The 6621-nt window shown below is 68.5% G+C and carries 7 protein-coding genes and 1 pseudogene; 4 read left to right on the top strand and 4 right to left on the bottom strand.

Annotation, left to right across the window (positions count from 1 at the left end; genetic code table 11):
* The 3 genes and pseudogenes from ACZ4WS_RS47660 to ACZ4WS_RS47650 form a co-directional block, all read right to left on the bottom strand.
* Positions 1 to 119 (bottom strand): annotated as a pseudogene (locus ACZ4WS_RS47660) (DNA-directed RNA polymerase subunit alpha); the annotation flags it as partial.
* A 323-nt stretch (positions 120 to 442) separates the two neighbouring features.
* Positions 443 to 1003, bottom strand: coding sequence for a hypothetical protein (locus tag ACZ4WS_RS47655; protein ID WP_467990473.1), 561 nt, complete (start codon positions 1001 to 1003; stop codon positions 443 to 445).
* Between the two features lie 163 nt (positions 1004 to 1166).
* A complete protein-coding gene (locus ACZ4WS_RS47650) occupies positions 1167 to 2360 on the bottom strand; it encodes an FAD-dependent monooxygenase (RefSeq protein ID WP_467990471.1) in 1194 nt (397 codons plus the stop codon).
* A gap of 101 nt (positions 2361 to 2461) precedes the next feature.
* Here ACZ4WS_RS47650 and ACZ4WS_RS47645 point away from each other — a divergent pair, with 101 nt between their 5' ends.
* The 3 genes from ACZ4WS_RS47645 to ACZ4WS_RS47635 all read left to right on the top strand — a co-directional run bounded on the left by ACZ4WS_RS47645 (position 2462) and on the right by ACZ4WS_RS47635 (position 4566).
* Positions 2462 to 3178 (top strand): TetR/AcrR family transcriptional regulator, encoded by a 717-nt coding sequence (locus ACZ4WS_RS47645; protein ID WP_467990469.1) that lies wholly within the window; start codon positions 2462 to 2464, stop codon positions 3176 to 3178.
* Between the two features lie 696 nt (positions 3179 to 3874).
* Positions 3875 to 4081 (top strand): integrase core domain-containing protein, encoded by a 207-nt coding sequence (locus ACZ4WS_RS47640; RefSeq protein WP_467990468.1) that lies wholly within the window; start codon positions 3875 to 3877, stop codon positions 4079 to 4081.
* Positions 4082 to 4227: 146 nt separating this feature from the next.
* Entirely contained in the window at positions 4228 to 4566 is a 339-nt protein-coding gene (locus ACZ4WS_RS47635) for a hypothetical protein (protein ID WP_467990466.1), read from the top strand.
* Positions 4567 to 4627: 61 nt separating this feature from the next.
* Here ACZ4WS_RS47635 and ACZ4WS_RS47630 read toward each other — a convergent pair whose 3' ends face one another.
* A complete protein-coding gene (locus tag ACZ4WS_RS47630) occupies positions 4628 to 5578 on the bottom strand; it encodes an SDR family NAD(P)-dependent oxidoreductase (RefSeq protein WP_467990464.1) in 951 nt (316 codons plus the stop codon).
* A 135-nt stretch (positions 5579 to 5713) separates the two neighbouring features.
* On the opposite strand from ACZ4WS_RS47630, the gene ACZ4WS_RS47625 reads away from it, so the two are divergent.
* Positions 5714 to 6355: a TetR/AcrR family transcriptional regulator C-terminal ligand-binding domain-containing protein gene (locus ACZ4WS_RS47625; RefSeq protein WP_467990462.1), complete on the top strand. Its 642-nt coding sequence runs from the start codon at positions 5714 to 5716 to the stop codon at positions 6353 to 6355.
* Positions 6356 to 6621 lie beyond the last annotated feature (266 nt).

The raw sequence follows: 6621 nt of genomic DNA, 5'->3' as shown, positions 1-6621 counted from the left end.
CGACGGAGGGAGTTGCCGAGGGTGTAGCCGAAGCCCGGCTCCAGCGGCTCGATCACGAACCGGGAGCGGAATTCGTCGACGACCTCTTCGGTCAGAGACGGGCGCTGAGCAATGAGCACGAGGTGTTGCCTCCAGTGTTTGGCGCCCGCTATGTGACGCCGTAGACACCACGAAGGGTACGGGTGATACGGCCTCCGAAGAGGCCGAACCTCCCGAACTGCGGAATCCGCCTCAACGCCAGCGGCGCGCACGACCTCGTCGCCCGCCGGCTCATCCCAGCGGGCCAGGAGATCACTTTCGACTACGCCATGCGGAATTACTCGGTCGATCACTTCGCCGCCCACTGCCGGTGCGGCTCACCACGCTGCCGTGACCGCAGCTCGCGCCAGGCTTCGACGAGCATCGGCTCAATGGGAGGGGTGCGAGTACCACACCGCCACATCTACTGCGGCGCTTTGCCGCCCCGCGCGCCCGGCGGCAGCAAACGGACGCAGCTCAGAGGGGCAACTCGGCCGCCGCTGATCCACTCCAGGCGCCGGTTCACCAGGTCCTGACGGACCGACACCCGGTCCGTCGCGGTCGCCGCCACCGCGTCGAGGGACGCCTCAAGCCCCTTCCACCAGCACTCCGACAACCGCACGGGCCCCCGCAGCTCGGGCGTCACGGAGACCGGGCCGTCCTCGACGAACGTCGAAAGCTCGCCCCGGAAACGGAGACCCTCCTCAGCCCAGTTCCGGACCCCCAGCAGTTCCGGCCGGGATGCCCCCGCGATGAGCTGCGCAAACTCGTTACCCGTCCAGAGCTTCTCACTGACCCTGTCACCCGGCGCGACGACGACCCGAAGCCATCTGGCGAGTCCGTTCACCGTCACCTTGCCGCCCAGGGTCCGTCCTCTCCAGCCCTCAGCCCGAACCCCATCGACGACCTGGCAGCCGAACTCCGCCGCAGTCCGCACGAACACCTCCTGGAGGAGCTGGAGATCAGCCTCAGAGGGCTCCCACATCGGCACTTTCCGTCCCTTCAGATCGATCGCCCGAGTTGACCTTCCCGGAAGGGGTCACGCAGGGCGAGGTGCCGGTTCGGCTGGGTCTTTCCACCAAACGAAAACCTCGATGCTCGGCTGCGCTCGGAGAATCGACGGCTTTCAGGCGTCCGCCGTGATCAAGTCATCGCATGACGCGGCTGGTGTCAAACGGATAGTCGGGCAGGTCCACGGTGCTGCTGATTTTCTCCCCCAGCTTGAGCATTCCGTTCAGGAACAAGGGGCGGGACAGGAGGGTGTTGCGGAGACGTATGCCGGTGGCGGTGCCGGGGGCGAGGAACCTGCCGGTGCGGTCGCCGCCTGCCTGGCAGCCCTGGGCGTACTTCCGAAGCCTGCCCTCGTACCGGGTGAAGGCCGCCCGGTAGTCGGCCTGGGCTCGCGCGAGTTCGCCGGCCAGCACGTAGGCGGCGACCACCGCGGTTCCTGTCCCCATGCCGCCAATGGTGGCCCCGCAGGCGGCGTCACCGACGAGGCACACTCGCCCTGTGGACCAGGTATCTACATCTGCGCGGCTGATCGAGTCGAAGTACAGGTCGGGGGCCTGCTGCAGTGAGGCAAGCAAGCGGGGCACCTCCCAGCCGAGACCGGCGAACGCGTTGTCGATCAGATGCTTCTGCTGTTCGGGATCGTGGCGGTCGTACGACAGTTCAGGCGCGGCGAAGACGACGAACGCCCCTGCCTGTGCCGGGTCCCGGTGGTCGGCGCCGACCGAGGCGAGACGCCCCGGCGCGTTGTATCCGACCGAGCCCTTTCCCAGGCCCAGGTCGTTGGGCATCTGCCAGGTGGCGGCGTAGTAGCCGAGGTGGCTCACATAGTCCTCCTCTGGGCCGAAGGCGAGCCGACGGACGTTGGAGTGCAATCCGTCCGCGCCGATGACCAGGTCGAAGTCCCGTGAGACTCCCTGCTGGAAGTCGACCCGCACGCCGGAGGGGGTCTCGGTGAGGCGGGTGATCGAGTCGCCGAAGATGTACTCGGTGTGAGGGCGGCTGTGTTCGAACAGCACCCGGGCCAGATCCCCGCGGAGCACCTCTATCTCGCCGCCGGCGAACTCGGCCGGCAGGTGCAGCAGTGTTCGGCCGCGTTCGTCGACGAAGCGCATCGGGCTGCCGCCTGTCTCGACGCGGCGCAGTTCGGGAGTCAGGCCCATGCGTTCCAGCACGGTCAGGTGCGTTTCGCCACGGAAGTCGACGGCCTGACCGCCGCCGCGCAGGGCTGGGGCCAGTTCGACGACGGTGGGCTTGAAGCCGTGGCGTCCCAGCCAGTAAGCCAGCGCGGGGCCGGCGATGCTCGCGCCGGAGATGAGGACGTTCCCGTTCACGGATTCCTCCACTCTAGAAACCGTGTCCTGCGGACACTGTTAATTACTGTGTACCGTAGACACAGTTGATTCGGCAAGGTCGGTCAGGAGGGGCGGCAGACATGGGTGACGAGCACGCTGAGGCGGTGCGGCTGCTGTGGGGTCCGCACCCCAAGCCCGCACGGGGGCCCAGGCCGACGCTCGACCTGGACCGCATCGCGCGGGCCGGGATCGAGATCGCCGACTCGGAGGGGTTGGCCGATGTGTCCATGCAGCGGGTCGCCGCGCAACTGGGCGTGACCAAGATGGCGCTGTACCGCTACGTGCCGGGCAAGGCCGAGCTGGTCGCTCTGATGGTGGACGCCGCGATCGGCCCGTACCCGCAGGTGAGGGCGCGACACAGTGCCTGGCGGGAGCAGCTGGAGGAATGGGCACGCGAGCTGATTCACGTCTTTCGCCAGCACCCCTGGGCGCTGGACGCCACCGTCGGGCCGCGGATCATGGGACCCGCGGAGCTGTCCTGGCTGGAGCGTGCCGTCTCCGCCCTGGACGGCACGGGGCTGAGCGGCGCCGAACGGATGGACGCGGCTGTCCTACTGGTCGGTCACGTACGCGGTATCACCCAGCAGGCCCGTGCAACAGGCCCGGCGGGCAACCCCGAGGCCCAACTGGGCGCCATCCTCGGCGACCTGATGCAGGCACACGGCGAGCGATTTCCCGCCCTCACCGCGGCCCTCACTTCAGCAGCCCAATCCCACGGCCAGGACCAGGCATGGGAGTTCGGCCTAAAGCGCATCCTGGACGGCTTGGCCGTCCTCATCGACGAGCGCGCACGCTGACCCCAATTACATCGGCGATACCCCCACCCGAAGGCAGACCGCTCACCAATGACCGCCTGCGTGGACGATACTGACCTCACGTCCCTCAGCCAGCCGCATCCGTCTGACCTGCGCGTATCAACACGAGGTCTAGATAACTTCTGAAGGCTCGTCCCAGACCGGTGCCCCCGTTGCCTACCGTCACTGGGATGGAGGCCGAATGCCTACGCCATGGCGTGCCTTTGGCGGACCGTCAGTTGACCAAGGCCGACCACCGTTGGCAGCAAGAGGCTGTGCAAGTTCATGAGTGGGTTCAACGCCAACTTGCCAAGGCCCCTCCCTGGTCAGAAGAGCATTGGGCACGGATGCGCCAGCTCCTCGGGCCTCCGGCTCCTCCGTGGGAACTGCAGTGATGGCGGCTGCGCTTGTACTGCGGATACGTCATCGAGGCGACCCGTAACCGGAAGAGCCCACGGCCCGATGGAGGGGTCTGCGACGAGGAGTGCTGCCCAGAGTGCAGACCGGACCCCGCAGCGATCGTCGCCTTCGAGCCCCTGGGCCCCGTCGCCGAACCCCCGGCCGAAAACCGCTCTCAGAGGCCCAGCCGCTCCACCCGAAAGCCGCCCGCAAACCGGCGCAGCAAGGCCGAACTGGCAGCTGAGAACGACGCGCTGCGTGCGGAACTGGAGGCCCTGCGAGATCAGGCATAGACCGACCATGGGCGGGCTCGATCAATCCCTCAAACGAGAGATCCTCCAGGGCCGAAGGGCCTGGCCAAACGAGCGTGAGGCCCGGCTCGACGCATTCCGCTGGCTGCACCGCTACAACACCCGGCGCCGCCATTCCCGGCTCGGACGACGCAGCCCGATCGCCTACGAGGACACCTTCTACACAACATCAACTACGCTGACCGAAGCCGCATAAGACGTGTTCAGGATTCAGGTCAAGGCCCCCTGGGACCTCACCCGCATCGGCGACTCCGGTGGCGTGTACACGTACGACGCGATCGCCACGGCCGACAAGCCGGACTGGACACAGGGCGCCGCCTTCTGCGCCGAGCGGGACATGGTGTGGGCCCCGGCTACATCGACTACCGGGCCGTCCCCGGGAACACGACGCCCACCCTGGACCGCGCGCAGGGATGGACCTACGACCTGGAGTGGGAGTACGCCCTGGCCAGCGGGCACGGCGACGCCGCGCTGGACTGGGTGAGCATCACCTCGTTCAACGAGTGGCACGAGGGCACCCAGATCGAGCCGGCCACCGCCGACACCCCCGGCGCCCTCGACTACCTCTCTTACGAGGGTGCCTACGGCCGCACGGGACTCCGCGCGAAGACGGCCTATCTGGACCGGACCGCCCTCTGGGTCGCCCGCTTCGAAGCGGCACGCGCACGGCAGCGGGTCTGACACACCTCGGAGCAGCACGCCGTCCTCGTCGCGGATCAAGGCACCGCCCCGGCCGGCCACGTCAGGCGGACACGGCAGCCGTGGACAGCTCCCACAGCCGCTCGGCGGCCACCGGGTCGAGCGCGTACTCGGCGACACCCACCGGCTCGATGTCCGTCTCCAACTCCTTCGGGTCGATGACCGGGGCCTCGGCACTGTTCTGGAAGTACCGCCCGGTCACCCCCTCGACCAGCGGCGAGCCGGCCACCAGCACCGATGTGGCGGCGCCCTGGGCGGCGGTGCGCCAGGGGTAGGCATCGTAGACGGCCCGCGCCTCGTCCGACATGTCCTCGCCGAAGGCGTACTGCTGCAACGGGGTACGGATGCCGCCAGGCATTACAGCGTTGGCTGTGATGCCGTCCGCCGCCCAGCGACGGCCGGCCTCCACGGCGAACAGCACGATCGCGGTCTTGGACTGGCCGTAGGCCTCCAGCGGGACATAGGGCCGACGCGCGTAGTTGATGTCGTCGAAGACGACCGGCGAATACAGATGCGCGGTGGAGCTGAGCGCAGCGATCCGGCCGCCCTCGGCGGCGAGCGCGTGGTGCAGCCCGGTCGCCAGGGCGAAGTGGCCGAAGTGGTTCGTGGCGAACTGAGCCTCCCACCCCTGCGGCGTGAGCCGCAGTTCCGGCAGGGCCATGATGCCGGCGTTGTTGACGAGGATGTGCAGCGGGCCTTGCCAGGCAGCGGCGAAGGCGCGCACCGAGTCCAGGTCGGTGAGCTCCAGCGGCGCGACCAGTACGGCCTGGTTGCCGGTGTCCGCGGTGATCTCCGCGGCGACCTTGGCCCCCTTGGCGGTGTTGCGCACCGCCAGGGTCACCTCGGCGCCGGCTCGCGCCAGTGCCCGTGCGGTCTCCACGCCGACCCCGGAGGAGCCGCCGGTGACCACGGCTCGCCGACCGGTGAGGTCCACACCGCGGAGCACTTCGTCGGCGGTGGTGTCGCGGTTGAAGGGAGTGCTGAGAAGAGTCATTGCCGTCCTTGCTGATGTTGCCGAGGGTCTGGACTATTACGATTCGAGGCGACCCGTATTGAAATGTAACTCCGGTGCGGCCCAGAGGCAAGGCACGCCCGCTCCGTGGGCGGGTGGCCGACCTATACTCGCCGGGTGAGCCAGCCCAGCAACCGCCCCTCGGCCAGCGAGGATCCCCGTCCCACCCCGGGCCGCAAGCGCAGCGAGGCATCGCGGCTCGCCATCCTCACCGCGACCCGCGAACTCATCGGCGAGCAGGGCTACGAGAAGCTGTCGATCGGCGGGATCGCGGCGCGCGCGGGAGTGGGCAAGGACACCATCTACCGCTGGTGGCCCTCGAAGGGGATGGTCGTGGCGGACGCGGTGATGGAGGAGGCGCAGCCCTTCCACCTCGCCCCGCCGGCGCACAGCGGATCGGTGGACAAGGACGTTCGGACGTGGGCGCACGCCCTCGCCCGGGACTTCGTCGACCCGATCCGGGCCGGCCGGATCCGGGCCCTCACCTCCGCGGCGAGCGAGGACCCGGCCACCGCCGAGCGGCTCTACGAGCGCTTCACCCAGGTGCAGCGCAAGGGGCTCATCGACCGCCTCCGCGTGGCGGCCGAGGCCGGAGAGGTGCGCCCGGACGCGGACTTCGGCTCGGTCGCGGACGCGATCCTCGGCTCCCTCATGTACTGGGTGGCCGCCCGTCGCACCGATCTGAGCGTCGAGTCGGTGGACTCGCTCCTCGATGTGTTGCTGCGCGGCCTGCGGGTGGACCCGGCCACCGGTTCATAGCCGGTCAGTAGCCCCGGTGCTCGGTCGCGAGGAAGACCACGCCCAGCCGCGTGGGCTTGTCGCCGTGGTTGTGCCACTCGTGGCGCGTGTCAATTTCCTTGATGACGAGGGCCTCGACCACAGCGAGGCCTCTACTACATCGGCACCCTCTGTTGCCACACTCGCCTGTCAACTACCCGGGACTGAAGTCCCGGGCTTGCTGCTCGGATCATCACTGGCGGTGATGGGTTCCGGCTGCGTCCAGTCCTCACGCGATGAGCGTGAGA

The sequence above is a fragment of the Streptomyces sp. NPDC029292 genome, from assembly GCF_055569295.1.
Note: the sequence above shows the minus strand (reverse complement) of the source record. Positions and strands in the feature narration are given on the sequence as shown.